Origin of the sequence: Spirabiliibacterium mucosae (genome assembly GCF_014884965.1) — a bacterium.
GTDB classification, from domain to species: Bacteria; Pseudomonadota; Gammaproteobacteria; order Enterobacterales; family Pasteurellaceae; genus Spirabiliibacterium; species Spirabiliibacterium mucosae.
Genome location: NZ_JABTBO010000001.1, coordinates 26223 through 51143 on the forward strand (window position 1 = coordinate 26223; position 24921 = coordinate 51143).

Genomic DNA, 24921 nt, shown 5'->3' on the forward strand with positions numbered 1-24921 from the left:
TTGTTGGTACCGCACTTTTGCTTTTTACAACTCTCGTGCAGACTTAACTTATTGAAAATTAAGTAAATATAAAAGTGAAAAAACGGCAATAACACTTTTATTTTTTAAAGGCACAAAATGGCTAGCGGTATAGACCACTAGCCATTCGCCTTTAATTAGGCTGACTTAAATAAAACGAAATTATTTAAGTTCTACAGAAGCGCCTGCTTCTTCTAATGCTTTCTTCAACTCTTCAGCTTCTGCTTTAGCAACGCCTTCTTTCAAGGTGGCTGGAGCAGATTCAACCATGTCTTTCGCTTCTTTCAAGCCAAGACCAGTTGCACCGCGCACGGCTTTGATAACAGCTACTTTGTTACCACCAGCGGCAGTTAATACTACGTCGAATTCAGTTTTTCTTCAGCGGCAGCTGCATCAGCACCACCAGCTACTGCAACAGCGGCAGCGGCAGCAGAAACACCGAATTTTTCTTCCATTGCTGAGATAAGCTCAACGATTTCCATTACTGATTTCTCAGCAATCGCTTCGATAATTTGTTCGTTAGTTAGAGACATAACAATCAATTCCTAAAGTAAAATATTTAATAGACCAAGCAAACTTTATTAAGCTGCTTCTAATTTGTCGCGTAATGCTGCTAAAGTGCGTACAAGTTTTCCTGCCGCAGCTTCTTTCATTGTACCCATTAAACGTGCAATTGCTTCTTCGTATGTTGGTAAAGATGCCAAACGATCAATATCTGATGTTGGGATAAATTCACCTTCAAAGGCTGCACCTTTAATTTCAAACTTGTCGTTTGCTTTCGCAAAATCTTTGAACAAACGTGCTGCAGCACCTGGATGTTCGTTAGAAAAAGCAACAAGTGTTGGACCTACCATCACGTCTTTCAAACACTCAAGATCAGTGCCTTCAACCGCACGGCGTAACAAAGTGTTACGAACCACACGCATTGACACACTCGCTTCACGAGCGTTTTTACGCAATTCAGTCATTTTATCAACGGTCACACCACGAGAGTCGGCGATCACAGCTGACAGGGCACCTTTGGCAGCTTCATTTACTTCAGCAACAATTGCTTGTTTGTCTTGAAGATTTAATGCCATTGGCTTTTAGCTCCTGAATACACTTCTGGTTTCCCAGATTAAAATTCCTTAATAGCTAAGCTACTAAGACGTTCGGCGCACAGAAGCAGAAAAATTTTCTATTCTGTTCACCATCTACGCAAGATGATTAAGCAACCGCACTTTGCGGCTCCCCTTGCGGTCTTGGATGGGGCTTGATTTACGGCAAGCACCAACCAGAATTCCGTTAGACGGAATAAAGTCAAGAGCAAAATTATAGAGGATAATCTTGCCCTTGTAAACCCTTATTGATTTAAGGTTGTTTGATCAATCGCAACACCTGCACCTTGTGTGGTAGACAGGCTGACTTTCTTGATGAACACACCTTTTGCAGAGGCTGGGCGTGCTTTTGTTAACGCCGCCAACAACGCTTCTAAGTTTTCTTTGATTTGGTTATCTTCAAAGCTCACTTTACCGATAGTGGTGTGGATGATACCGTTTTTGTCATTGCGGTAACGCACCTGACCTGATTTGGCATTTTTCACAGCTTCTGCCACGTTTGGTGTCACAGTGCCCACTTTCGGGTTTGGCATCAAGCCACGTGGGCCTAAGATTTGACCCAATTGGCCTACCACGCGCATCGCATCAGGAGAGGCGATAACCACGTCGAAATCCATTTCGCCTTTTTTCACTTGTTCCGCCAAGTCTTCCATGCCAACTACATCAGCGCCAGCTTCTTTGGCGGCGTCAGCGTTAGCACCTTGGGTGAACACAGCAACACGCACGCTGCGGCCAGTACCGTGTGGCAACACAGTTGCGCCACGCACGTTTTGGTCTGATTTACGTGCTTCGATGCCGAGGTTCACAGCCACATCAACGCTTTCGTTGAATTTAGCGGTGGCTAATTCTTTCAACAATGCGATAGCTTCGTTCACATCGTAGAATTTGGTAGAGTCAACTTTCTCTTGGATCGCTTTCATACGTTTAGTTAATTTAGCCATCTGATTAGTCCTCCACCACTAAGCCCATTGAACGCGCAGTACCTTCAATTGACTTCATTTTTGTTTCGATAGTTGCGCCAGTCATGTCAGCAGCTTTCAATTCTGCAATTTCTTGCACTTGCTGACGAGTCACTTTGCCCACTTTATCTTTGTTTGGTTTACCAGAACCTGATTTCACACCAGCGGCTTTTTTCAACAACACAGCGGCAGGTGGAGTTTTTGTGATAAAGGTGAAAGAGCGGTCTGCGTAAACAGTGATCACAACTGGAATTGGCAAGCCTTTTTCCATGCTGTCTGTTTTTGCGTTGAACGCTTTACAAAATTCCATGATGTTCACACCTTGTTGACCTAATGCAGGACCAACCGGTGGACTTGGGTTTGCCATACCTGCTGCAACTTGCAACTTAATGTAGGCTTGTACTTTCTTTGCCATTTTAGTTTCCTCTTAATGGGTAATATCGCCTTGCGGCTTCCCTTGTGTGTAAAAGTGCGGTATTGTAGACAAATACCGCACAGATTTCAAGCAATATGCTTGTAAATTAGTTCGCTTTTTCCACTTGGCGGAATTCCAGCTCCACTGGCGTGGCACGGCCAAAGATGGATACAGAGACTTTCAAGCGGCTCTTTTCGTAATCCACTTCTTCCACAGTGCCGTTGAAGTCCATAAATGGGCCTTCGGTCACGCGCACTTCTTCGCCTGGTTGGAACATGGTTTTTGGTTTTGGCTTGTCGCCGTCTTGTTTCAAGCGGTTTAAGATAGCATCGGCTTCGCGTTTGGAAATTGGTGCTGGTTTGTCTGGCGTGCCACCAATAAAGCCAAGCACGCGCGGCACGCTGCGCACCAAGTGCCATGTGTCGTCGTTCATTTCCATTTCAACCAACACATAGCCTGGGAAGAATTTACGCTCGCTTTTGCGACGTTTGCCCGCCACGTTTTCAACCACTTCTTCGGTCGGCACCAGCACTTCGCCAAATTGATCTTCCATGTCTTGTTGTTTGATGTATTCAATCAAGGTTTTGGCGACACGAGCTTCATAGCCTGAAAACGCTTGCAGCACATACCAACGTTTTTTGATTGGGGTTTCGTTCTCACTCATGGCTTAAAATCTCAAATTAGTTAAAAAGTTAATGACTGCAATAATAATTGAGTCAAATCCCCATAAAATCAATGACGTAACCACAGTAACCCCAAACACGATCAAGGTAGTTTGTGTTGCCTCTGGGCGTGTTGGCCACACCACTTTGCGCACTTCAACGCGTGACTCACGCACAAAGGTGATGGCTTTTTGGCCTTGATTGGTCAGCCCAGCAAACACCAGCGCTAAAGCCAGCAACACCACCACGCCAACAACACGCACCGCCACATTCAGCTCTTGTGCGAAGTAGGCATTACCCACGGCAGCCACCACCACAGCAAGCACGGCCAACAGCCACAAAAAAGCATTCACGCCCTTGCTTTTGCCTTCATGCACGGTGTCTGGGAGTTGTTTTTTAGTATTTTTCGAATTCATATTGGTCTCATCCGACGTTAAACGACCTATTTTTTAGAACACAGGATTGTAGCATTTTAATTCATCACTTGCCAACACCTTATTGCGCCCACGGGTGAATAAAAAACCGCACTTTGACTATGCAAAGTGCGGTTTTAAATTTATAAGCGCGAAATTATTGCACCAAGCCCATCATTTGTGGAATTGTCATGGAGATGGCTGGCACATACGTCACCAGCAGCAACACCAAGAAAATCACCAAGAAAAACGGAATCAAGGTGCGCACCACTTGGTCAATCTCAATATTGCTCACTTTACAGCCGGTGAACAAAATCGGCCCCACCGGTGGCGTGATCGTGCCAAGGGAGAGGTTGAACACCAGCAAAATCCCAAATTGCACAGGGCTCATGCCAAGATTCATACAAATTGGCAAGAAAATCGGAGTGAAAATCAACACAGCTGGGGTTGGGTCCATAAAGGTGCCGATAAACAGCAACACCAAATTGATGATCAGCAAAATCAAAATTGGGTTGTCGGTCAGCCCCAGCAGGCCGTTGGCGATCATTGCAGGGATTTGTGTGAACGCCATCACCCACGACATAATTGATGAGGCGGCCAGCATAAAGATCACAATTGCCGACATTTTGGCTGTTTGCAAAAAGATGTCTGGCAGCTTGCGCACATCCAAAGTGCGGTACAGCAAGCTTAAAATCAATGAATACACCACCGCAATCGCCGAGGCCTCTGTGGCCGTGAACACGCCGGCCAAAATCCCACCGATCACAATCACAATCAACGACATGCTTGGCAGCGCTTCGATTGTGACTTTCACACACTCGGCGCAACTCATGCGATGCTTGGCGATGTAGCCGCGGCGCTTGGCAATGATGCCGGCGACAATCATCACGCCAATGCCCCACAAAATGCCGGGCACGTAGCCGGCCATAAAGAGGGCTGAGACACTCACGCTGCCTGCCACGGTGGCGTAAACAATCAAGGTATTACTCGGTGGAATCAACATGCCTGTTGGCGCTGAGGCGATGTTGACCGCGGTGCTGTATTTAGGATCATAGCCTTCTTTTTTCTCAATCGGGGACATAATCCCGCCCACGGCCGCCGCCGAAGCCACGCCTGAGCCACTGATGGAACCAAAGAGCATATTGGAGACAATGTTCGTTTGCGCCAAAGCGCCAGGGAAAAAGCCACTGATGATTTTTGAAAAATTGATCAAGCGAATGGCTATCCCGCCGCTGTTCATGATATTACCCGCTAAGATAAAAAACGGAATAGCCAGCAAGGCGAACGAATCCAAGCCCACAAACAAACGTTGAGCGGAGGTGACCATCGCCCCCTGGCTTGGCAAAATAGTCAACATTGCCGCAAAAGAGGAAATCCCGACACTGATACTAATTGGTGTGCCGATAATCAAGAAAATACCGTGCCGACGAGCATGATCAAGGCCGCTGTTGATGCTAAATCCATAATGACTCCTTATTTCAAATGGTGCAGAGCGCGCGCGAGTTTGAGCTCGTTGTAGAGAAAATAAAAACAATCATCGCGCCCGAGATAGGAATGCCTGCATAAATCGCCCCCATGGGGATTTGCAAGGCGGAGTCAAGCTGCCACATTTGTCGCAGCGCGGCACTGTAGCCGCCAATAATCATAATGCTCAGGGCAAAAATGGCGGTGGCCAGCTCTGAGATCATATCCAAAATAATTTGCATTTTCGGGCTGCATTTGAGTTTGACATAGGCAATCGCCATGTGCTCACGCAGGCCAAACACATAGGCACCCGCCAGCAAAATCAGCCAAATGAAAAGATAGCGCGAGAGCACTTCGCTGACCGCACTTGGGCTGTTGAAAATATAACGCGACACCACTTGATAAGTAATCAGCACCGTCATCACCGCCACAATCACAATGCATAGGCCTGCGGCTAGTTTATCGAGGGCGAATTTCACCTTTTCAAGATAGTCAAAAAAACGATTTTGTTCGAGTTGTTGCATACCATACCTTTATAAATGCACCGCCGCAGTGCAGCGGCGCATTTCGATATTATTTTAATTTTTCAATTTGCTCATATAACGCTTTTTGCTCAGGGGTTTTCAGTAATTCCATGGTTAGCGGTTTACAGCTTTGTTGGAATTGGCTTGAGTCCACCTCAGTAAACGTTGCGCCTTTTTCTTTAGCGAGGGCTTCAGCTTTAGAGATTTGCGCATTCCATAGCTCAAACTCTTTTTTGGTGCTGTCTTTGGCCAGCTCACGCAAGGTTTTTTGGTCTTCTTCCGACATGGTTTGCAAGAAGTTGGTGCTCACCACCACTAAATCCGCCACCATCAAATGCTGCGTGCGTGAAAAGTGCGGTGCCACTTCGTATTGTTTCAAATCAGCGTAGGTGATTTCGTTATTTTCTGCGCCATCAAGTACCCCTTGTTGAATCGCGGTGTAGACTTCACCTTGGTTCATTGGCACGCCAGTGCCGCCCATGCAGCCGAGCATTTTGATCATGGTATCTGATTGCATCACGCGGATTTTTTTGCCTTTCATGTCGTCCATGTTTTGCACCGGTGCTGCTTTGGTGTATACACTGCGCGCACCAGCGGTGTAGGCTGTCAACACTTCAAAGCCGAATTTGTCGGTGGATTTGAACAAATTATCTAACACATCCGAGGTGAAGACTTTTTCTTGGTGGGCTGAGTTGCTGTAAAGGTATGGCAAGCCCAACACGGCGAAGGTTTTGTCGTAGTTTTCAACCAATGGGTTGGCCACCACCGCCATTTGAATCGCGCCATTTTGCACTAATTCCAGTGAAGCGCGTTGGTCACCGAGCAGCTCATTTGGATAGACGTTTAATTTATAACGGCCGTCGGTTTTTTTGTATAAATTGTCGCTTAAATATTGCAACGCTTCAAACTGCGGGTGTTTGTCTGATTGGTTGAATGCCACTTTCAACTCGGTGGTGGCATAAGCTGAAAACGCCGCGCCCATAGCCGCCGTCACCGCAGCCAGTTTGAATAATTTTTGTTTTAACATAGACTCTCCTTAATTATCGGTCAAATCGAGCAAAAATTGCTTTCCCCAGTGATTCTATGGGTTTAATGCGCAAGATTCAAAAGATTCCGAACGCGACTTTTCCGTTTTGTGACTTGAGTCTAGTTTTTTTGAAACACTGTATTATTTTAGAGAGAAAAATATTTGAAAGGCTAAAGTGCGGTGGATTACACGCGCAAAGAAAACCTAAAGTGCGGTTTTCAGGCAACAAAAAAGGGCGAGTGAATCGCCCTTTTTATTCAGCATCAATTATTTGATGATTTTGGCTACAACGCCAGCGCCGACTGTGCGGCCACCTTCACGAATCGCAAAGCGCAAGCCTTGGTCCATCGCGATTGGGTGGATCAGGCTAACAGTCATTTTGATGTTGTCGCCTGGCATAACCATTTCTACGCCTTCTGGTAACTCGATTGTACCGGTTACGTCAGTTGTACGGAAGTAGAATTGTGGACGGTAGCCTTTGAAGAATGGAGTGTGACGGCCACCTTCATCTTTAGACAATACGTACACTTCTGATTCGAAATCAGTGTGTGGTGTGATTGAACCTGGTTTAGCCAATACTTGACCACGTTCGATTTCTTCACGTTTTGTACCACGCAACAAGGCACCGATGTTTTCACCTGCACGACCTTCGTCAAGCAATTTACGGAACATTTCAACGCCAGTTACGGTTGTTTTCGCAGTTGGTTTGATACCGACGATTTCAACTTCGTCACCAGTGCGGATGATACCACGTTCAACACGGCCTGTTACCACAGTACCACGACCAGAGATTGAGAATACGTCTTCGATTGGCAACAAGAATGGTTGGTCAACCGCACGCTCTGGTTCTGGGATGTAGGTGTCAAGGTGGTTTGCCAGTTCAACGATTTTTTCTTCCCACTCAGCGTCGCCTTCCAATGCTTTCAAAGCTGAGCCGCGCACGATTGGGCAATCGTCACCTGGGAAGTCGTATTGAGACAGAAGCTCACGCACTTCCATTTCAACCAACTCTAACAATTCTTCGTCATCAACCATGTCACATTTGTTCAAGAACACGATGATGTAAGGAACGCCTACTTGGCGGCCTAACAAGATGTGCTCACGAGTTTGTGGCATTGGGCCGTCAGTTGCAGCAACCACGAGGATTGCGCCGTCCATTTGCGCAGCACCAGTGATCATGTTTTTAACATAGTCGGCGTGTCCTGGGCAGTCAACGTGGGCGTAGTGGCGAGTTGGAGTATCGTATTCAACGTGTGAAGTGTTGATGGTGATACCACGCGCTTTTTCTTCTGGCGCGTTATCGATTTGATCAAATGCACGTGCTGCACCACCGTATTTTTTAGACAATACAGTTGTGATAGCAGCAGTCAAAGTTGTTTTACCATGGTCAACGTGGCCGATTGTTCCCACGTTAACGTGCGGTTTTGTACGTTCAAATTTTTCTTTAGACATTTTAAGTCCCTCTAAACAAACACGGTTATCGATGGTTCTCTACCACATTAACCTAATGTAGATTGTAATCACGCAAGATGAATGGGAAAGCAAGAATAAAAAGACGTGGTGCTGATAGGCAGATTCGAACTGCCGACCTCACCCTTACCAAGGGTGCGCTCTACCGACTGAGCTATATCAGCGTTGGAGCGGGCAGCGGGAATCGAACCCGCATCATCAGCTTGGAAGGCTGAGGTAATAGCCATTATACGATGCCCGCGTTCTTATTCATCTACCCCGATCATCAACTAGGAAATAGAAAATGGTGGAGGGAGAAGGATTCGAACCTTCGAAGGCTGAGCCGGCAGATTTACAGTCTGCTCCCTTTGGCCGCTCGGGAATCCCTCCACTGTACTTGCTTGATGGTGCCGACTGCCGGAATCGAACTGGCGACCTACTGATTACAAGTCAGTTGCTCTACCTGCTGAGCTAAGTCGGCGACGTAAACAAGTGAGGCGTATTATAGGCATAATAATTTTGCTGACAAGTGTTTTTTGCAAAAAAAGCGGTTTTTTCTCTTTGTTCGATTAATTTTCAGACAAAAAACCGCACTTTGCATCACTATTTTGCCTTTTTACGCCTGCGCTAAGCGCGCCAATAATCGGTCCATGGCTCGATAGCCTAACGCTTCACTTAAATGAGGCCGCTCAATGCTTGCGCTGCCCTCGAGATCAGCAATGGTACGCGCCACGCGCAAAATGCGGTGATACGCCCGCACCGACAAGCCAAGCTTGATTAGCGCGCTTTCTAAAAACGCGGCATCGCTTTCGCTCAGCGCGCAGTGCTTTTCCAGCGCTTTGCTTTGCAATTGCGCATTGACACAGCCATTGCGCGCCAACTGCAACTCGCGCACGCGGTGCACCTTTTCGCGCACCTCCACCGTGCGCTCGCCACGATCGCCCCCGCGCTGCAAGCTGCCCGCGGGCAGCAAGGGCACTTCGATGGAGAGATCAAAGCGATCTAAAAACGGGCCTGATAAGCGGTTGAGATAACGCATCACTTGCTGTTGCGAGGCGCGGTTGTGGTTGCCTTGGTAATGCCCTGTCGGGCTTGGGTTCATCGCGGCAATCAGCTGAAACTTAGCGGGAAACCGCACTTTGGCACTGGCGCGCGAAATTACAATCTCGCCTGATTCCAACGGCTCACGCAGGGCGTCAAGCACACGGCGCTCAAACTCGGGCAACTCATCTAAAAACAACACGCCATTGTGCGCCAACGAAATCTCGCCTGGTTTCGGGTTCGAGCCACCACCCACTAAAGCGGCCAACGAGGCGCTGTGATGCGGTGTACGAAAGGGCCGCTCACGCCAGTATCGCCGATTGATTTGCGTTTGAATAAGGCTGGCAATCGAGGCGCTTTCAATCGCCTCTTCGTCCGACATTTCAGGCAAAAGTGCGGTCAAGCGACTAGCGAGCATGGTTTTGCCTGTACCCGGCGGGCCTAAAAAGAGCAAATTATGCTGGCCGGCGGCGGCGATGGTGAGCGCGCGTTTGGCGTGCTGCTGGCCGATGATATCCGTTAAGCACAAGTGCGGTTTGCTCTCTTGCGTTTCAACGCGCGGCATCAATTGCGCCACGCCGAGCTCCTCTTGGCCTTGCACAAAGCTGGCGACTTGCAATAGCGTTTCGGCAAAGTGGGTTTGGGTTGAACCAATTAAACTGGCCTGCATGGCGTTTTCACGCGCAATCACCAACTCGCGCTGGTCTTTTTGCGCCGCCAACACAGCGGGGATCACCCCAGCCGTGCCACGCAACTCGCCTGTTAGCGCCAGCTCGCCTAAAAATTCATAGCGCGAGAGATTCTCCGCGCTGATTTGGCCTGAGGCGGCTAAGATCCCAAGGGCGATGGCGAGATCGTAACGCCCGCCCTCTTTGGGCAAATCCGCCGGCGCCATGTTGATGGTCATGCGCGCCACAGGGTATTCAAAATTGGCGTTAATCAACGCACTGCGCACGCGATCGCGCGCTTCTTTCACCGCCGCCTCAGGCAGGCCAACGAGGGTGAGCCCAGGTTTGCCGCGGCTGATGTGAACTTCAATGGTAATCAGTGGGGCTTGCACGCCAATGCAAGCTCGGCTATAAACAATCGCCAATGACATGTTGCCTCCTTTTTTGCTTAAGGATAGTCAAAGTGCGGTCAAAGGCGAGCAGGCAAACGGCGTTTTACGACGACGATCGCAAATCAGGCAAAAAAAATGCACGCCCAAGCGTGCATCGTAAGTGGTGTGGAATTAACCGCGCAGTTGGTTGACCAGCTCCACCGCTTCGCGGCTTAAGCGGGTCACTTCATCCCAGTTGCCGGCGGCCACGGCGTCGTTTGGAATCATCCAAGAGCCACCCACGGTTTTCACGCAGCTCAGCGCTAAATAGTTGGCCACGTTTTTCGGGCTGATGCCGCCAGTTGGGCAAAAGCTCAGCTGTGGCAAAGGTGCCGCGATGGCTTTCAGCACTGGCGCGCCGCCGTTGGCTTCGGCTGGGAAGAATTTCAAGTGGTCAAAGCCCAGCTCAAGTGCGGTCATCATTTCAGATGGAGTGGCGGTGCCTGGCATCATAGGGATGTCGCTAGCAGCGGCGTGTTTGAGTAAATTCACGCTCGCCCCTGGGGAGATGATGAATTTGGCGCCAGCTTCCACGGCTTTGTCGTATTGCTCTGCGTTGAGCACAGTGCCTGCGCCCACTAACGCTTGTGGCATGGCCTCGCTGATGGCTTTGATGGCGTCTAACGCCACTGCGCTGCGCAAGGTGATTTCAAACACATTGATGCCGCCAGCACTTAAGGCTTGCGCCATTGGTACGGCGTCTTTTAAGTCTTTGATCACCATCACTGGCACCACAGGGGAGGCTGAAAACACGTCACTTGGTTGAATTTTCCAACTCATAATTGATCCTTTTTAAAGATGAAACATTGTTTCTAAATATAACAAAACTTTTTTGCGTTGTCGCCAAAATGATTGCGCGTTGTGATCTAGGTCACTTGTTTTTGTCACTTTTTGGCAAAATCGGGTCAAGTGCGGTTTTTAGCCGAGTAAGCACCGTGGCAAAATCACCGGTAATCGGCACCGTCAGCACATCGGCCTCGCCTGTTGGTGGCTCGAGTGCGTCAAACTGGCTTTGCAACATCGCCTGCCCCATAAAATGCCCTTGGCGGGCGGATAGGCGCTGTGCAATTTCATCAAAACGGCCCTCAAGATAGACAAACCGCAGCGCCGTGTTGCCCGCGCGGATACGCTCACGATAGGCGCGCTTCAACGCCGAGCAGACAATAATGCCCACCTCCCCTTTCGCCACTAAAGAAAACGCCGCATCGTTGATGCGCTCAAGCCACGGTGCACGGTCGGCGTCATCAAGCGGCGTGCCGCTGGCCATTTTAATAATGTTGGCTTTCGGGTGAAGGTCATCACCGTCGATAAATTTTAGCTGTAAATCCCGCGCGGCGGCCTGGCCGAGGCTGCTTTTGCCCGTGCCAGACACGCCCATTAAAATGATGGCTAAACCCTGCATAAACGCTCCTGAAAAAAAACATCAGCAAAGCGCTGATGTTTTGAGATGATTATTGCGCTGGCAAATAACGCATTGGGTCAACGGATTTGCCTTTGTAGCGAATTTCAAAGTGCAACTTCACGCCGTTGGTGCCAGAGCTGCCCATTTTGGCAATTTGTTGGCCCGCGCTGACTTGTTGCTGGTCTTTAACCAAAATGGTTTCATTGTGGGCGTAGGCACTCAAATAATCATCGTTGTGTTTGATGATGATCAAGTTGCCGTAGCCACGCAAGGCGTTGCCGGCATAAACCACACGGCCACTGGCCGCGGCGTTGACCGCTTGGCCACGCGAGCCTGCGATATCAATCCCTTTGTTGCCGCCATCAGCCGATGAAAAGCCTTGCAAAATGCGCCCTTTGCTCGGCCAGCTCCAGCGGATGTTTGAAGTTGCCGGCGGCGGTGGCGTAACGCTCGCTTTTGCCGCCACGGCACTGCCAGCTGAGGCCACCACGCCCGTGCTGGCGCTCACGCCTTTGTTGCCCGCCATGGCCGGGTTGCCGACGGAGGCTTTAACTGGGCCGCTGATGCTGCCATCAGAGCCAAATTTGGTATTATTCGGGCCTGAGGTGTAAGTCACCGCCGGCTCCGCTGGTTTTGGTGCTGGCGCAGGGGCTGGCGCAACCGCACTTTGTGTCGCCGCTGGCGCTGGTGCCGGTGCGGCGGCTGGGTGGCTTTCGCCAATTTTCAGCACTTGGCCGACTTTCAGGCTATAAGGCTCGCTCATGTTGTTTTTGGCGGCTAATTCTTTCACGTCCATGCCTGAAATATAGGCAATCAAGAACATGGTGTCGCCTTTGCGCACGGTGTAGGTATCGCCTTTGTAAAAGCCTTTGTCGATTTGGTTATAAATCGGCGCGTTGGTGGTGGCATCACGCGGGATGGTGAAATCTTGCGACACCGCTTTAGCTTGGGTTTTCACGGTGCTAACCGTTTTTTGCGTGTGAGCGGCTTGGGTTTGCGCGTGGCTCACCGCACTTTGGGTTTGCAGTTTGGCCTGATTGACCGCACTTTGCGCACTTTGCGCACTTTGTTGCACATCACCAATTGGTTGAGAAATGGCGCTTTGCACGTTTTGTTGAATATTTTCTGTACTCACGTTCATGCTCTCAGGCATGCTTTGTGGCTGCAAGGTTGGCTGCCAGCTGCCATTGCTTGCGCCGGTGTTTTCAACCGGTTGCATAATCCCAGGGGAGAGTGCGCCGTCGGCACTTTCAACAGGGGCAGGGTTATTGCTCGAGCAACCTGCCAAAGCCAGCGCCAAGGCACTGAGCGGAAATACAATTGATACTTTCATGAGATAATCCTTTAGAATTTATTTTCGTAACAAAAAATAAGCAACAATAGCTAAGACTACCACGCTCCAACCGATCACTTCAATAGAGCGGCGCAGTTTCGCCTCAATTTTTGGCCCACCCCAAGCAGCGAGTTTAGCCACCAGCAAAAAGCGTGCTGCACGCGAGATAAACGCGGTGGCCACAAACGGTAAAAACGCCATTTGCATCACGCCGCTGGCGAGGGTGAAAATTTTATACGGAATCGGCGAGAAGCCGGCCACAAACAGCACCAGCACGCCCCATTGGTCAAACCAGGCGATCACTTGGTTGAATTTGTCCAAATAGCCAAATTGCACAATGTAGTGGTGCAGCCAGTCATAAGCAGCAAAGCCGATATAATAGCCCACCATGCCGCCCATCACGGAGGCCAGCGCGGTGATCAGCGCCATGCGCAGCCAGCGTTGTGGGCGGGTCATCGCCATTGGGATGAGCATCACATCCGGTGGAATCGGGAAGAAAATCGCTTCAATAAAACTCACCAGCGCCAGCCAATAAATGGCCAAGTGGTGGCGGGAATATTGCATGGTTTTGTCATACAATGTGCCAAAAATATTCACTGCACATCTCCTTTAATTAACGGCACAAACCGCACTTTTTCAATGCGTTGCAGCTGGTATTGCTCACCAATGCGGGTGACCAGCTGCAGCTCTTGCTCGTCGCCATCAAGCCCCACGGGCAGCACCATTTTGGCGTGCTGCTTAAGCTGCATAATCAGCTCAAAGGGCATTTGCTCGGCGGCGGCGGTGACGATAATGGCATCATACGGCCCGCGCTCGGCCCAGCCTTGCCAGCCATCGGCATGGCGCAGATGGATGTTGTGCAAATCGAGCTTTTTAAAACGCCTAAGCGCCTGCCACTGCAAGCGTTTGATGCGCTCCACGCTGTAAACTTGCGCACACAATTTGGCTAAAAGTGCGGTTTGATAGCCGCTGCCGGTGCCAATTTCAAGCACCTTAAAGTGCGGTTGCAAGCCTAAAAGCTGGGTCATTTTCGCCACGATATAAGGCTGCGAGAGGGTTTGCCCCTCGCCGATCGGAATGGGTTGATTATCAAAGCAGCGCTGGGCAAACACCTCATCAACAAACAGCGTGCGCGGCAACTCAAACATGGCGCTGAGCACGGCCTCGTCACGGATGCCTTGTTGATAGAGTTTTTCCACCAGCTGGCGTTGATAAAAGCGAGACATCAGTCGCCGTCCACCCATTGGCGCAATTTGTCGAGAGACTGATGCGCGGTCATGTCGGTTTGAATTGGGGTGAGAGAAACATAGCCGTTTTTCACCGCGTGAAAATCCGTGCCTTCGCTGGCGTATTCTGGCAGGCCACTCACGCCCACCCAATAGATGCTCTCACCGCGTGGGTCAACTTGTTTGACCAACTCGCTGGCGCATTGGCGGTAACCCAAATGAGTCACTTGCTTGCCTTTAAGTTCCTCAAATGGCACATCGGGCACGTTAATGTTGATGATTTCATGCTTGCCCAGCAAACTTGGGTAGAGTTTTTCAATCATCTCGCACACCACTTTGGCGGCGGTGTCAAAATAGATTCGCCCATCAAGCGACACCGCAATCGACGGCAAGCCTAAATGGCGGCCTTCAAGCGCGGCGGCGACGGTGCCGGAATAAATCACATCATCGCCGAGGTTGGCACCCGCGTTGATGCCCGAGACGACCAGATCAATCGGCTCTTGCAGCAAGCCGTTGAGCGCCAAATGGACGCAATCGGCTGGCGTGCCATTGACGCAATAATCGCCGTTGGTCAGCTTGTGTGGGCGCAGGGGCTCAACCAGTGTCAGCGAGCTTGACGCCGCGCTGCGGTTGCGATCGGGGGCGACCACAATCACCTCGGCAAATTGGCGCAAGGCGTGCGCCATCACTTGAATGCCTTGGGCGTGGATCCCATCATCATTACTTAATAAAATTCGCATTACATCCCTTCATCTTCAAGGTGGACTAATTCGCGCACCAGCGCGGTGGCATAACTGCCCGCCGGCAGCGTGAAACTCAAATGCAGGCCCTGGGCATCAAAGTGGTATTGCAGATCGCGTGGTTCCACGCGCAGCGCGCGGCGATCACTTTTCAGCCGTGCTTGGCTAAGCAATTGGCACAAGGCGCTGCGCTCGGCCAGCACGCCTTGCTCAAAGGCCAGTGCGGCGTCTTCACTCAGCGCGCCTTGCTCGCCCATCATCGGTGCGGTGAGTTGCACATCTTGCGCGTCTAAACGCTGCTGGGTGGCGGCCAAATCGTCTTCGTGGGCGATAAACCAACTGTGCGAGCCGGCCAGTTGCACCGCATCGCCACGCAAAACGCTGCCCGCCAAGCCACGGTCAATGCGCGCGCTGACCACTTGGTTGAACAGCTCACTGCGCGCCGCCGAGAGGTAAAAACTGCGCTTTTTGCGATCGCGCACTGAAATTTCGCCTTTCGCCCAGCGTTCAGCTTGGGTTAAGTTATTGCCCTCGCGGCCAAAGCGCTGCTCGGTGAAATAGTTGGCAAAACCGCACTTTTGCACGTTTTCAAGCCGCGCGAGCAAGTCGTCATCGGCTTTGGCACCGCGCAACAAAATGGCAAAACGGTTGCCTTGCAAGCTGCCGATGCGAATTTTCCGATTGTGCCGTGTGACCTGTAAAATCTCCACGCCATCGAGCGCAAAGGTGCTGAAATCCGGTGTTGGCTTGCCTGGCAAATGCAGGCAAAACCACTGCTCGGTCACGCCATGGCGGTCTTTTAGCCCCGCATAGCTCCAATCGCGCTGGCTGATGCCGGCAAATTTAGCCAGCTTTTCGCCCACAAACAAGGTGTTGCAATCGGTTTTGCGCACATACACCGCGACAAATTCGCCCTCACCCGCCATATCATAACCGAGCACTTCTTGGACAATAAAATCCTGCGGCTCGGCCTTGAGCCGTGCGTGTTGGCGCGGTTCGCCGTAAAGATACGCCAGCATCATTGTGCCACCAACAGCGCCACCGCCTCGCAGGCGATGCCTTCACCACGGCCGGTAAAGCCGAGTTTTTCGGTGGTGGTGGCCTTGACGTTCACCTGCGCCACATCACACGCCAGTACGTTGGCGATGGCTTGGCGCATGGCATCAATGTGTGGGCGCATTTTTGGCAATTGAGCGATGATGGTCACATCGACATTGCCCACCACCCAGCCGCAAGACCGCACTTTAGCATACGCCTCGGCGAGCAGCACTTTGCTGTCAGCGTTTTTGTACGCCATGTCGGTATCAGGGAATAATTTGCCGATATCGCCCAGTGCCGCTGCGCCCAAGAGCGCGTCGGTAAGCGCGTGCAAGGCCACATCGCCGTCAGAGTGCGCCAGCAAGCCCTTGTCAAACGGCACGGCCACGCCGCCGATAATCACCGGCCCCTCGCCGCCAAAGGCGTGCACGTCAAAGCCGTGCCCAATTCGTATTGTCACATCTCTCTCCGTTGTAAATAAAATTCTGCCAGCGCCAAATCTTCAGGGCGCGTGATCTTAATATTATCCCGCCGGCCTTCGACCAAGTGCGGTTTGTAGCCAAGCAGCTCCATCGCGCTGGCATCATCGGTCAGCTCAACGTGCTCGCCAAAAGCGCGGGCATAGCCCTCACGCAGCAAACTGACCGGAAAGAGCTGCGGTGTCATCGCCTGCCACAGCAACGTGCGGTCGACTGTCTCGCTGATGTCACCTTCGCGGTCGGCCAGCTTGAGCGTGTCTGTCACCGGGCAGGCTAAAATCGCCCCGTGCGGTGCATCAGCAGCCAGCAGTTGATCAATGTCACTTAACTGCACACAGGCGCGCGCGCCGTCATGCACCAGCGCCCAAGTATCATCCTCCAGCGTGCACAGCGCGTTATAAACCGACTGCGCGCGGCTCGCCCCGCCTGTCACCAACCGCACTTTTGCATCAAAGTGCGGTTTGAGGGCGTCAATCCAGTGGTCGTCTTCAGCCACCGCCAGCACAATCTCGCCAATGGCGGGATGCTGCGCCAGCCGGCTCAACGTGTGCTCAAGCACGGTTTTGCCCGCCAGGGTCAAATACTGTTTTGGGATACGCGCGCCCATGCGGCTGCCCACGCCCGCAGCGGGCACAATGGCGGCAATACGGCGGCGCATCATTGATACTCGTCGGATTTGACTAAGCGGTAAAACACCTCGTTGGGCTTGACCATGTCATGCTCAAGGCGGGCGCGCTCTTCAATGGCCTCAACGCCCTCTTTGAGGTCTTTAATCTCGGCCATAATCAGCTGGTTGCGTTGGGTCAATTGTTCGTTTTCTTGCTCGCGCGCGGCGATCTCTTGCTCCACGGCGCTGTGTTGCACATAGCCATTTTTGCCAAACCAGAAACTGTATTGAAACAATGCCACCAGGGCGATTAAAATAAGAATGAGAACGCGCATAGTCTGTCCTTGAGTGTCAATTTGGTATAGTTTACCTTGAAATGGCGCGAATGTGGAATGACAAAGGCGATCTTGACGCAATTTTTAAGGAATCCTATGGCTAAATCGAATTATATCACCCGCCCTGGCTGGCAGGCGCTCGACCAAGAGCTGAAATTTCTCTGGCGTGACGAGCGCCCGAAGGTGACTCAAGCGGTCTCGGATGCCGCCGCACTGGGCGATCGCAGTGAAAACGCGGAATACATCTACGGCAAGCGCCGCCTGCGGGAAATTGACCGCCGCGTGCGCTTTCTCACCAAGCGTTTGGAGGTGCTGCAAATTGTTGATTATCACCCCAAACAAGAGGGCAAGGTGTTTTTCGGTGCGTGGGTGGAATTAGAAGACGAGCAAGGCGAGAAGCAAGCCTATCGCATTGTCGGCTGTGATGAATTTGACCCGCAAAAAAACTGGATTTCGATCGACTCACCTGTAGCGCGCGCGCTGATTGGCAAGCAGGTGGACGACGACATTTGCGTGCAAATGCCCAGCGGTAAGCGGGTGTGGTATATCAATAAAATTTGGTATCAGACAACGTGATCGGCTTGCCGAGCACGCGGATAAAGTGCGGTTGAAAGTGCTTTCTCGCCGCCAATTTCGCGCTGATGGGGCGAATGAGGACAAAACTCAGCGCGGTGCAACTGGCGATCACCAAGGCCTGCAACCATTCAGCCTCCAGCCACTGGGCACTGGCCACAGCGCTGAGCACCAAGGCGGCCAGTGGGGCGATATAAAGTAAAAGTGCGGTCAAGATCATCGAGCGCTCTTGCAGGCCAATTTCAATGCGCTGGCCGGCTTGGACCTCGGGGCTGACCACGACACTCAGCAACAGATGATCTTGCCCCTCGCCACCCAGCTCAGACAGGGCATGCGCGCCGCAGCTGGCTTTGGCGGCACAGCCACCGCAACTTTGCTTGGTTTCACACCGCACTTTGGCGATGCCGTCGCGCACGCTGACCACTTCCGCCACCTCAATGAGCATTATTTGGCACTCTTGCTGAAGGTGATGTCTTTGACAATTTGCTTGGCGGTAATCAGCGGGATTTCACCAATCAGGGTGATTTCGTGGTGATTTTCACTCAAGGTGTAGATTGTGTTGTTCTCCTGCTGCCAGGCGTGCTCGCCCAAATTGTCGCTGATATTGGGGTTGAGGTACAAACTAAACGAGAACAAGCCGTCGCTAAACAGCAGGCTTTCGAGCTCGCCGATGTCGGTTTGGTATTTGTCATGCTTGCGCAGCTCAAAGCCAGGTGGCAGCCAGCTGAGGTGCCAGTTTGGGTCTTGCGCGGGCGCATCGCCCTCTAAGGCGATCACCGGCGGCAAATGGAGCTGCTCAATCGGGGCAATCAGCCCTTTAAGAGTGTCGCCTTGGGTGAGCGAGGTCACGCGGAACTGCTCAAGCAAATTGCCGTTGCGATCGAGCATATCGCTGCGCATCAGCAAGTGGCTGGCGGAGTCAATCCACAACACATATTGGTAGCGAAAATCATCTTTCGGCAAAATCCGCACCACCTGCGCAATGCGGTTGGCAATGCGCGTTTTGCCCGCATCGATAAAGTCGTAATGGGCTTTGAGCTTGTCAAAATCGGCATAGACCGCACTTGGCAAATCGTCGATAATCGCATTGGCTTTAAGGCTAAAGGGTTGATAATTCGAGCCAAAATAGCTGACGATGTCGTCGCGCTGAATAATTTCTTGGCGCGCACCATCAAGCGAAAACAGCTGGGCGTAGTGCTTGCCGTTGTGGTAAAGGTGGCGGTACTGATAGCTATTAACCTCATTTGGCATCAGCTTCACAAAGGTGATGTCAAAGTCGCTGTTGCGCCACGCGGCGGTCATTTGCGCTAACGCATCTAGGCTACTGCGCTGGGTTTGCTCCGCCGCCACGGCCTCACGCGGGGCGTCGTCTGCCAGCAGGGTTGAAGGATAAAGTGCGGTTGCCGCCAGGCACAGGGCGAGCAGATAAGAATTGTGCTTCATTGATACATCCAATGCAAATAAATTCACCACCCAAAGGTGGTGAAATCCGTCATCAGCATTTTAGTCATTGTGGTTAGACACATGCTCTAAAGCGGGGCCATTCACACGGCGTTGCAGCTCGTGGTTTTGCAGCATCAAATTGATGCGCTTGCTTTGTTGCTCAAGCTGATCTTGCGTTGGCAAATCTTTGCTCGGCGCGTTGTAGCTCACTTGCTGCAAGTTGTTGGTAAACGGCAAGGTTTGCAACACCGGTGTTTGCGCAAAGTTGCTCTCTTGGCCGTTTTGCATATACGTTTGCACGCCAAACACCGCCACTAGGCAGACGCTGGCAGCCACCGCCACTTGGGTGAGTGGGGCAAACCATTTTTTGAGCGTTTGCGCAAACGGATGAGATTCAACCTCATGCGGGGTGGGTTGATCGCACTCAATGGTGGCTTCTGATTCAATCAACATCGCCATTTTTTGGGTAAAATCACCGCCTAATAGCACCTCGGATTCGTTGCGCATCACGGCACGCACGAGATGGTAATGTTGCCAAGTTTGCTGGAGCTCTTCATCCTGACAAAGCGCATCAAGGGCTTGATTGTCTTGATGTTCGCCGTCTAGATAGGCTGAAAGTAACTCTTTTTGCATTTTGATCTACTCCGCTTTATGACTTATGTCGTCGTTAATGTTCGTTGCTCATTAAAGGGGCGATTTTGCTGTTGATGATTTCCCGCGCGCGGAAGATGCGTGAGCGCACTGTTCCAACGGGGCATTCCATAATTTCAGCAATCTCTTCGTAACTCAGTTCCTCTAATTCGCGCAACGTAATCGCTGTTTTTAGCTCTTCTGGTAGCGCGGCTATCGTTTCAAAAATCACATCTTTTAACTCTGACGATAGCACCAAATTCTCCGGTGTATCAATGTTGCGTAACCCGTCACCTGTTTCATAGCCCTCCGCATCATCGGCTTGGATATCATCCCCCGGTGGGCGGCGGCCTTGCGCCGTGATATAGTTCTTCGCGGTGTTCACGGCAATGCGATAAAGCCAGGTATAAAACGCACTATCTCCACGAAACAAATGCAACGAGCGATAGGCTTTAATAAATGTTTCTTGCACCACATCAGGAATGTCATTGGCAGAAACATAACGCGTTAACAGACCGGCAATCTTGTTTTGGTGGCGCGCAACAAGCAAATTAAATGCTTTTTTATCACCATGCTGAGCCTTTTCTACCAGGGCTTGATCTGTTAGTTGTTCACCCATCGTGAGCGAATCTCCTTCACGTTTTACGCTAACATTCCATGCTCTGACAGTAGGTCGTCTTAAAACATTAGAGCGTAGTTTTTCTCAAAAGTTCAAAAAAATTTTATTTCGAGGCCAAATGTTGCTGAATCAGCTGCACAATTTCGCGCAGTGCCTCAGTGGGAGCGGCTTCTTGGTTCATCAGCCAGCGGAAGAGTTGAGGGTCCGTGTAGCCTAAAAAGGCCACAAAATTCGCCTGTTGCGCCTCGCTTAAGCTGTCAAACCGTTCTTGATAAAACGGCATAATCATATAATCCAGCTCCAGCATGCCACGGCGGCACTCCCAGGCTAATTTCAATTTATTGTACTGCGCCATAAACTCACCTTTTTAGCAATGTTGGCCGATAATAGCATAAATAAGGCCAATTAAGTGTGTTTCAAGTCACAGGATACAAAAGTGCGGTCAGCCGCCCACAAAAAAAGGCGAGCACTGCTCACCTTTTTTACGCCAAAAGCGAATTATTTGATTTTGGCTTCTTTATAGATAACGTGTTTGCGCACAACGGGATCGTATTTTTTGATCTCCATTTTTTCTGGCATGTTACGTTTGTTTTTGGTTGTAGTGTAAAAATGGCCAGTTTCAGCAGTTGAAACCAGTTTGATTTTTTCACGAGCACCTTTTGCTGCCATGATTTAGCTCCTTAGATTTTCTCGCCTTTAGCACGAAGATCAGCTAACACTGCATCGATGCCTTTTTTATCAATAATACGCATACCTTTGGCAGACACGCGCAAAGATACGAAACGTTTTTCACTTTCCACCCAAAAACGGTGAGTGTGCAGGTTTGGTAAGAAGCGACGTTTGGTCGCGTTCATTGCGTGCGAGCGGTTGTTACCAACGACCGGACGCTTGCCTGTTACTTGACAGACTCTAGACATTGTTCATTCTCCAAAAAACTTAATTAAGTTTACGCTAAGCGGTTCGGATCCCATCAGGTTACCTCGTCAGGCACATGACCCGACCCGCAACGATATTAAAGGTGGGGGATTATACCCATTTTTTTTCGCTTTCTCAAGCCCCAATGCGGATTTTTGCAAATCTACACCACTTTTACGGCGCTGGGTTGAGCCAGCCTTGTTCTGAAAAGGCCAAATAACAGCCGTGGCCGATGATGAAATGATCCAAAACCCGCACCTCAATTAACGCACAGGCGCGTTCGATCTTTTCAGTGATCGCGCGGTCGGCTTGGCTGGCGCGCGCCACGCCCGAGGGGTGATTGTGCGCCAAAATGATCGCCGCGGCATTAAGTGAAAGTGCGGTTTTGACAATCTCCCGTGGGTGGACGGCGGTGCTGTTGATGCTGCCGAGAAACATCTCTTCATGGCGCAATAAGCGGTGTTGGTTGTCTAAAAACAGCACCACAAACACCTCGCGCTGCCTGCCCTCCAGCAGGCTTTGTAAATAAGTGCGCGCCAGCTCAGGCGAGTCAAAGCTCGGCTTGGCTTGCAATTGCTGCCCCAAGTAGCGCTTGGTCATCTCAATGCTGGCTTGCAGTTGCACAAATTGCGTGATGCCAAGGCCTTTGACCGCGCAAAAGGCTTTTTCATCGGCGCTGAGCAAATAGCGCAGCGAGCCAAATTCCGCCAGCACCGCTTTGGAGAGCGTCATCACCGAGCAGCCTTTGATCCCCGTGCGCAGGAAAATAGCGAGTAACTCGTCGTCGCTTAACGCGCTGGCACCGCACTTTAATAATTTTTCGCGGGGTAATAATCCGTCCATAGCGTCCTTGTTTGATACAAATAACCGCACTTTGCGCGATTTTTGCCGCCATTGCCAGCCGTTTTGGCGCTTGTTACGATCGCGCTCGTAAAATTACCTCATTTTGGCGAATTTATGCTGTGCGCGCGGCGTGAAGATGCTACAATGTGCGATCAATTTTTTAATCACGACGGAGAAACCATGAGTCGTCAGAAAAAAACGCGCAAAATCAGCGACATTATGCCCGCGCGCAAGGCCGACAAACCGGCCGGCCAGCCGCGCCGCTCAAGCCGCTATGAGCTTGATGCCAAAGCGCGCGAAGAAAAACGCAAGAAAAAACGCAAAGGCCTGCCCTCTGGCAACCGCCACAGCGCCAGCCAACACAATGATAAAAACCAAAGTGCGGTTGCGCGCGACCCGCGCGTGGGCAGCCGCAAGAAAATCCCGCTGATGGTGGAGTTTGTTAACAAGCCTGAAAAAGGCCAAACCATCGCCCCTATAAAAGCGGAAAAACCCGCCAAAGCTGACCCGATGGCGGAGCTGACCGCACTTGAGAATAACGAGTGCCTAAACGCGCTGCTCGACCAACTCGATGCGGGCAAAACGCTCAGTGCGGAAGATCAAGCCTTTGTTGACGAGTGCCTGGCGCGCATTGATGAGCTGATGCAAACCCTCGGCCTTGATGAAGATGAAGACGACGAAGACGATTTGTTAAAACGCTTTTCGCAAGTGGACATCAACCAATTTAGATAATTATGAGCACCATTCAAATTTTACTTTTTGTGGGGATTGTCATTGTGGTGGGGCTGGCCGGCTGGGCGGGCAGCTTGATGCTGGCGGTCAATAAGCAAAAGCAGCGCATCAATGCGGTGAAACTGCGCCAATTTGACTACGCCAAAGAGAGCATTGAGATTATCGCCAACGCCATGCTGCGCGATGAGTGCAACCTCTCAGAAGGGGTGATTCGCATCAACGGCCTGCTAGCGAACATAGGCGGCATGGCGCTGCGTGACTACCCGGCGATGTTCGCGCTGTATGACACGGTGAAAGCGATGCCGATTTTAGACGAGCGCCGCGCGCTGAAACGTAACGAGCGCATGCGCTATGACCTCACGCGCGAGGCCAAAGAGGCCGAGCTGCAAGCGGCCATTTTGGACGATGCCCGCCAATTGTTACAGGATTTACAACACAGGAAACTTTATGTCTGAGATCGTCTGGGACCTCAAGCTGATTCAAAAATATAACCAATCAGGCCCGCGCTACACCTCATACCCAACCGCACTTGAGTTTAACGAACACTACAGCGAGCAGGATTTCCTGCGCGCCGCCGAGCGCTACCCCGACCGCCCGCTGTCGCTTTATGTCCACATCCCGTTTTGTCACAAATTGTGCTATTTTTGCGCCTGCAACAAGGTGATCACCCGCCATCAACACAAGGCGGATATCTACCTTGATTACGTTGAAAAAGAGATTCTCCACCGCGCGCCGCTGTTTAAACAACGCACAGTGACGCAAATTCACTGGGGTGGCGGCACGCCAACTTACCTCAGCGAGGCGCAATCCGCGCGCTTGATGGCGATGCTGACCGACAACTTCACGGTGGCCGATGACGCGGAAATTTCCATCGAGATGGACCCGCGCGAAATTGAGCTCTCAATGCTCGATCACTTGCGCAAAATCGGCTTCAATCGCCTGTCGATGGGGATTCAAGATTTCAACAAAGACGTGCAGGCGGCGATTAACCGCATTCAAGATGAAGATTTTATCTTCGCCTTGATGCAAAAAGCGCGCCAGCTCGGCTTTCACTCAACCAATATTGATTTGATTTACGGCTTGCCGTTCCAAACGGTGGAGAGCTTTATGCAAACGCTCAAGCGCGTCAGCGAGCTCAACCCCGACCGCATGAGTGTGTTCAACTACGCCCACCTGCCCGCACGTTTTGCAGGCCAGGCCAAAATCAAAGAGCAAAACCTGCCACCGGCGGCAAGCAAGCTGACCATTTTGCAAAACACGATTGAAACGCTCACCGGCGCAGGCTATCAGTTCATTGGCATGGACCACTTTGCCAAGCCCGACGATGAACTGGCGATTGCTCAGCGCAACGGGGTGCTGCACCGCAACTTCCAAGGCTACACCACGCAAGAAGAGGCGGATTTGCTCGGCCTGGGCGTGTCGGCGATTTCGCTACTAGGCGATCACTACGCGCAAAATGAAAAAGTGCTGAAAGAGTACTACACCGCGGTGGAAGCGCACGGCACGGCGCTGGCCAAGGGCTTTGTGATGAGTGAGGAAGACTGCCTGCGCCGCGATGTGATCAAAGCGCTGATTTGCAACTTCCGCTTGGATTTCGCGCCGTTTGAGCAGCAATATGGCATTGATTTCAAACAGCATTTCGCCCAAGATCTGGAGCTGCTGGCACCACTGGCGGAAGATGGCCTGCTGACCATCACCGATCACAGTATTGAGGTCAGCGCCAAGGGGCGACTGTTAATTCGCAATATTTGCTTGTGTTTCGACACCTACTCACGCCAGCTGGCCAAGCGTCAGCAGTTCTCACGCATTATTTAAATGTGACCGCACTTTAGCTCGAC

General features: G+C 51.2%; 32 protein-coding genes, 4 tRNA genes and 1 pseudogene. 4 read left to right on the forward strand and 33 right to left on the reverse strand.

Annotation, left to right across the window (positions count from 1 at the left end; all coding sequences use genetic code 11):
* Positions 1–180: 180 nt before the first annotated feature.
* The 25 genes and pseudogenes from rplL to ftsB all read right to left on the reverse strand — a co-directional run bounded on the left by rplL (position 181) and on the right by ftsB (position 17328).
* Positions 181–551: pseudogene (gene rplL / locus HPC37_RS00125) on the reverse strand (50S ribosomal protein L7/L12).
* Positions 552–599: 48 nt separating this feature from the next.
* The gene (gene rplJ / locus HPC37_RS00130) at positions 600–1097 is read right to left on the reverse strand and encodes a 50S ribosomal protein L10 (protein WP_208121236.1); all 498 of its coding nucleotides are present in this window, start codon (positions 1095–1097) and stop codon (positions 600–602) included.
* A 263-nt stretch (positions 1098–1360) separates the two neighbouring features.
* A complete protein-coding gene (gene rplA / locus HPC37_RS00135) occupies positions 1361–2056 on the reverse strand; it encodes a 50S ribosomal protein L1 (protein WP_208121186.1) in 696 nt (231 codons plus the stop codon).
* Positions 2057–2060: 4 nt separating this feature from the next.
* Entirely contained in the window at positions 2061–2489 is a 429-nt protein-coding gene (rplK, locus tag HPC37_RS00140; protein ID WP_208119150.1) for a 50S ribosomal protein L11, read from the reverse strand.
* Positions 2490–2595: 106 nt separating this feature from the next.
* Positions 2596–3153, reverse strand: a complete 558-nt coding sequence (gene nusG / locus HPC37_RS00145) for a transcription termination/antitermination protein NusG (protein WP_208121237.1) — start codon at positions 3151–3153, stop codon at positions 2596–2598.
* A 3-nt stretch (positions 3154–3156) separates the two neighbouring features.
* On the reverse strand, positions 3157–3567 hold the full coding sequence (gene secE / locus HPC37_RS00150; RefSeq protein ID WP_208121238.1) for a preprotein translocase subunit SecE: 411 nt from the start codon (positions 3565–3567) through the stop codon (positions 3157–3159).
* A gap of 154 nt (positions 3568–3721) precedes the next feature.
* Positions 3722–4981 carry a TRAP transporter large permease gene (locus HPC37_RS00155; RefSeq protein WP_427915929.1) on the reverse strand — a complete coding sequence of 420 codons (1260 nt, stop codon included), beginning with the start codon at positions 4979–4981 and terminating at the stop codon, positions 3722–3724.
* Between the two features lie 61 nt (positions 4982–5042).
* Complete coding sequence (locus tag HPC37_RS00160; RefSeq protein WP_208121239.1) at positions 5043–5552, reverse strand: TRAP transporter small permease; 510 nt, start codon at positions 5550–5552, stop codon at positions 5043–5045.
* A 49-nt stretch (positions 5553–5601) separates the two neighbouring features.
* Positions 5602–6579, reverse strand: coding sequence for a TRAP transporter substrate-binding protein (locus tag HPC37_RS00165; RefSeq protein WP_208121240.1), 978 nt, complete (start codon positions 6577–6579; stop codon positions 5602–5604).
* Between the two features lie 267 nt (positions 6580–6846).
* A complete protein-coding gene (gene tuf / locus HPC37_RS00170) occupies positions 6847–8031 on the reverse strand; it encodes an elongation factor Tu (protein ID WP_208121241.1) in 1185 nt (394 codons plus the stop codon).
* 106 nt (positions 8032–8137) lie between these two features.
* Positions 8138–8213: transfer RNA gene (locus HPC37_RS00175), tRNA-Thr, on the reverse strand.
* A 2-nt stretch (positions 8214–8215) separates the two neighbouring features.
* Positions 8216–8290 (reverse strand) — tRNA-Gly (locus HPC37_RS00180).
* A gap of 43 nt (positions 8291–8333) precedes the next feature.
* Positions 8334–8418, reverse strand: a tRNA-Tyr gene (locus HPC37_RS00185).
* Between the two features lie 15 nt (positions 8419–8433).
* Positions 8434–8509 (reverse strand) — tRNA-Thr (locus HPC37_RS00190).
* A gap of 135 nt (positions 8510–8644) precedes the next feature.
* Positions 8645–10168 carry a YifB family Mg chelatase-like AAA ATPase gene (locus HPC37_RS00195; protein ID WP_208121242.1) on the reverse strand — a complete coding sequence of 508 codons (1524 nt, stop codon included), beginning with the start codon at positions 10166–10168 and terminating at the stop codon, positions 8645–8647.
* A 132-nt stretch (positions 10169–10300) separates the two neighbouring features.
* Positions 10301–10948, reverse strand: a complete 648-nt coding sequence (locus tag HPC37_RS00200) for a bifunctional 4-hydroxy-2-oxoglutarate aldolase/2-dehydro-3-deoxy-phosphogluconate aldolase (protein WP_208121243.1) — start codon at positions 10946–10948, stop codon at positions 10301–10303.
* Between the two features lie 91 nt (positions 10949–11039).
* Positions 11040–11570: a gluconokinase gene (locus tag HPC37_RS00205; protein ID WP_208121244.1), complete on the reverse strand. Its 531-nt coding sequence runs from the start codon at positions 11568–11570 to the stop codon at positions 11040–11042.
* A 49-nt stretch (positions 11571–11619) separates the two neighbouring features.
* Positions 11620–12903 (reverse strand): murein hydrolase activator NlpD, encoded by a 1284-nt coding sequence (nlpD, locus tag HPC37_RS00210; protein WP_208121245.1) that lies wholly within the window; start codon positions 12901–12903, stop codon positions 11620–11622.
* A gap of 18 nt (positions 12904–12921) precedes the next feature.
* A complete protein-coding gene (locus HPC37_RS00215) occupies positions 12922–13500 on the reverse strand; it encodes a VTT domain-containing protein (RefSeq protein ID WP_208121246.1) in 579 nt (192 codons plus the stop codon).
* A complete protein-coding gene (locus HPC37_RS00220; protein ID WP_235961205.1) occupies positions 13497–14129 on the reverse strand; it encodes a protein-L-isoaspartate(D-aspartate) O-methyltransferase in 633 nt (210 codons plus the stop codon). Before HPC37_RS00220 ends, HPC37_RS00215 begins: the two co-directional genes overlap by 4 nt.
* Positions 14129–14869, reverse strand: coding sequence for a 5'/3'-nucleotidase SurE (gene surE / locus HPC37_RS00225; protein WP_208121248.1), 741 nt, complete (start codon positions 14867–14869; stop codon positions 14129–14131). The genes HPC37_RS00220 and surE overlap by 1 nt, the downstream gene beginning before the upstream one ends.
* A complete protein-coding gene (truD, locus tag HPC37_RS00230) occupies positions 14869–15891 on the reverse strand; it encodes a tRNA pseudouridine(13) synthase TruD (RefSeq protein WP_208121249.1) in 1023 nt (340 codons plus the stop codon). The genes surE and truD overlap by 1 nt, the downstream gene beginning before the upstream one ends.
* Positions 15888–16361, reverse strand: a complete 474-nt coding sequence (gene ispF, locus HPC37_RS00235; protein ID WP_208121358.1) for a 2-C-methyl-D-erythritol 2,4-cyclodiphosphate synthase — start codon at positions 16359–16361, stop codon at positions 15888–15890. Before ispF ends, truD begins: the two co-directional genes overlap by 4 nt.
* A gap of 2 nt (positions 16362–16363) precedes the next feature.
* The gene (gene ispD / locus HPC37_RS00240; RefSeq protein WP_208121359.1) at positions 16364–17044 is read right to left on the reverse strand and encodes a 2-C-methyl-D-erythritol 4-phosphate cytidylyltransferase; all 681 of its coding nucleotides are present in this window, start codon (positions 17042–17044) and stop codon (positions 16364–16366) included.
* Positions 17044–17328, reverse strand: a complete 285-nt coding sequence (ftsB, locus tag HPC37_RS00245; protein ID WP_208121250.1) for a cell division protein FtsB — start codon at positions 17326–17328, stop codon at positions 17044–17046. The genes ispD and ftsB overlap by 1 nt, the downstream gene beginning before the upstream one ends.
* 96 nt (positions 17329–17424) lie before the next feature.
* On the opposite strand from ftsB, the gene greB reads away from it, so the two are divergent.
* On the forward strand, positions 17425–17904 hold the full coding sequence (gene greB / locus HPC37_RS00250) for a transcription elongation factor GreB (RefSeq protein ID WP_208121251.1): 480 nt from the start codon (positions 17425–17427) through the stop codon (positions 17902–17904).
* Here greB and HPC37_RS00255 read toward each other — a convergent pair.
* The 8 genes from HPC37_RS00255 to radC all read right to left on the reverse strand — a co-directional run bounded on the left by HPC37_RS00255 (position 17876) and on the right by radC (position 22351).
* Positions 17876–18346 carry a SoxR reducing system RseC family protein gene (locus HPC37_RS00255; protein ID WP_208121252.1) on the reverse strand — a complete coding sequence of 157 codons (471 nt, stop codon included), beginning with the start codon at positions 18344–18346 and terminating at the stop codon, positions 17876–17878. The two genes, greB and HPC37_RS00255, sit on opposite strands and share 29 nt — an antisense overlap.
* Entirely contained in the window at positions 18346–19344 is a 999-nt protein-coding gene (locus HPC37_RS00260; protein ID WP_208121253.1) for a MucB/RseB C-terminal domain-containing protein, read from the reverse strand. Before HPC37_RS00260 ends, HPC37_RS00255 begins: the two co-directional genes overlap by 1 nt.
* A 60-nt stretch (positions 19345–19404) precedes the next feature.
* Positions 19405–19977: a sigma-E factor negative regulatory protein gene (locus HPC37_RS00265; protein WP_208121254.1), complete on the reverse strand. Its 573-nt coding sequence runs from the start codon at positions 19975–19977 to the stop codon at positions 19405–19407.
* A gap of 34 nt (positions 19978–20011) precedes the next feature.
* The gene (rpoE, locus tag HPC37_RS00270) at positions 20012–20593 is read right to left on the reverse strand and encodes an RNA polymerase sigma factor RpoE (RefSeq protein ID WP_208121097.1); all 582 of its coding nucleotides are present in this window, start codon (positions 20591–20593) and stop codon (positions 20012–20014) included.
* Positions 20594–20696: 103 nt separating this feature from the next.
* Positions 20697–20948 carry an FAD assembly factor SdhE gene (locus tag HPC37_RS00275; protein WP_208121255.1) on the reverse strand — a complete coding sequence of 84 codons (252 nt, stop codon included), beginning with the start codon at positions 20946–20948 and terminating at the stop codon, positions 20697–20699.
* A gap of 143 nt (positions 20949–21091) precedes the next feature.
* The gene (rpmG, locus tag HPC37_RS00280; RefSeq protein WP_065234024.1) at positions 21092–21262 is read right to left on the reverse strand and encodes a 50S ribosomal protein L33; all 171 of its coding nucleotides are present in this window, start codon (positions 21260–21262) and stop codon (positions 21092–21094) included.
* 11 nt (positions 21263–21273) lie between these two features.
* A complete protein-coding gene (gene rpmB, locus HPC37_RS00285; RefSeq protein WP_208121100.1) occupies positions 21274–21510 on the reverse strand; it encodes a 50S ribosomal protein L28 in 237 nt (78 codons plus the stop codon).
* A gap of 172 nt (positions 21511–21682) precedes the next feature.
* Positions 21683–22351 carry a RadC family protein gene (radC, locus tag HPC37_RS00290; protein ID WP_208121256.1) on the reverse strand — a complete coding sequence of 223 codons (669 nt, stop codon included), beginning with the start codon at positions 22349–22351 and terminating at the stop codon, positions 21683–21685.
* Between the two features lie 180 nt (positions 22352–22531).
* Between radC and yihI the strand changes: the two genes are divergently transcribed.
* From yihI to hemN, 3 genes are read left to right on the forward strand one after another with little or no spacing between them, the layout of a single operon-like run.
* A complete protein-coding gene (yihI, locus tag HPC37_RS00295) occupies positions 22532–23083 on the forward strand; it encodes a Der GTPase-activating protein YihI (RefSeq protein WP_208121257.1) in 552 nt (183 codons plus the stop codon).
* Between the two features lie 2 nt (positions 23084–23085).
* The gene (locus HPC37_RS00300) at positions 23086–23538 is read left to right on the forward strand and encodes a DUF2489 domain-containing protein (protein ID WP_208121258.1); all 453 of its coding nucleotides are present in this window, start codon (positions 23086–23088) and stop codon (positions 23536–23538) included.
* The gene (gene hemN / locus HPC37_RS00305) at positions 23531–24898 is read left to right on the forward strand and encodes an oxygen-independent coproporphyrinogen III oxidase (RefSeq protein ID WP_208121259.1); all 1368 of its coding nucleotides are present in this window, start codon (positions 23531–23533) and stop codon (positions 24896–24898) included. The genes HPC37_RS00300 and hemN overlap by 8 nt, the downstream gene beginning before the upstream one ends.
* Positions 24899–24921 lie beyond the last annotated feature (23 nt).